Source organism: Acinetobacter sp. YH01022 (genome assembly GCF_013420235.1).
Taxonomy (GTDB): Bacteria; Pseudomonadota; Gammaproteobacteria; order Pseudomonadales; family Moraxellaceae; genus Acinetobacter.
The window spans coordinates 1-1,083 of record NZ_VOYP01000110.1 but is presented as its reverse complement, the minus strand read 5'-3'; the positions used below and the strand labels follow the sequence as shown (position 1 = coordinate 1,083).

The window sequence follows — 1,083 nt, the reverse complement described above, 5'->3', positions numbered from 1 at the left end:
TAAGTTGACAAAAACAACTAAACATGCGAAAAGACATTTTTGGTTAAACGATGTTTGCACATGCCACGGATTGTTACCGTCCCACTCAGCTTAGAACAGCGTGCACAACTAATTCTCCTGACCAAGCATGCAGCACATTGGCGTGAAAGACAACGTGCCCAAACCATTCTCTGGCTTTCCGAAGGTAAAACTGTTGCCGAAGTTGCTGCGTTACAAGAGCGTATCCCAGAAACCATAAGGCTACAACGCCGACATTGGGAGCTACATCAGTTTGAATCGATTCAAGAAGGTCATCGCTCAGGCCGTCCCAATACACTGACCTCAAACTATCAGGCTCAAATCTTAGAGTGGGTCAACACAAGCCCACTCAATGCAGAACAAATCCGAGTCAAACTGCATGAAAAACACGGTGTGTCCGTGTCTGTTGAAACTCTTCGCAAGTTTTTGCGAGATTCAGGCATGGTCTTCAAACGCACCCGCCACAGCTTGAAAAAAAAGAGACCCGACCGCATTTGGACAAGCGCAACAGCAGATTGAAGCATTACGTGAGCAAGCGGCACGTGGTGAAATTGTATTGGGCTATGTCGACGAAACAGGATTTTCGGCTACGCCAGATAACCGTTATGCGTGGACAAAGATAGGCGATGTTCATGCGGTTGATGCTGTAAGACTAAAGCGAGTTAATGTGATGGGTTGTCTCCTGTCAACGGGTCATCTGATCACCAGTTGCCTACAGGAATCCGTTAACAGTCGCTGGTTTTATGCCTATTTGATGGGTGTAGCAGCACAGGTGAAACGCAGCTATCAAGTTCCTTTGGTGTTGATTGTTGACAATGCCTCGATTCATCGCAGCAAACAGATGGTAGATTGGCGCAAGCTTCTTGTACAAGAGTATTCAACGACTTTGTATTTTCTACCTGCGTATAGTCCTGAGCTGAATAGAATTGAGATGGTTTGGAAGCAGATGAAGTATAACTGGCGGGATTTTAAGGTGATGAAGGCAGATCAAATAGAGCGTTGGGTTGGGCAGATTTCAAAGGGTTTTGGTAATGAATACATGTTTACTTTTTAGTTGATACTTAT

The 1,083-nt window shown here is 45.1% G+C and carries 2 protein-coding genes; both read left to right on the top strand.

Annotated elements, in window-relative coordinates:
- Positions 1-60: 60 nt before the first annotated feature.
- Complete coding sequence (locus tag FTT87_RS15890; RefSeq protein ID WP_004677047.1) at positions 61-537, top strand: helix-turn-helix domain-containing protein; 477 nt, start codon at positions 61-63, stop codon at positions 535-537.
- Positions 533-1,072 (top strand): IS630 family transposase, encoded by a 540-nt coding sequence (locus FTT87_RS15885; protein WP_126038012.1) that lies wholly within the window; start codon positions 533-535, stop codon positions 1,070-1,072. The genes FTT87_RS15890 and FTT87_RS15885 overlap by 5 nt, the downstream gene beginning before the upstream one ends.
- Positions 1,073-1,083: the final 11 nt, after the last annotated feature.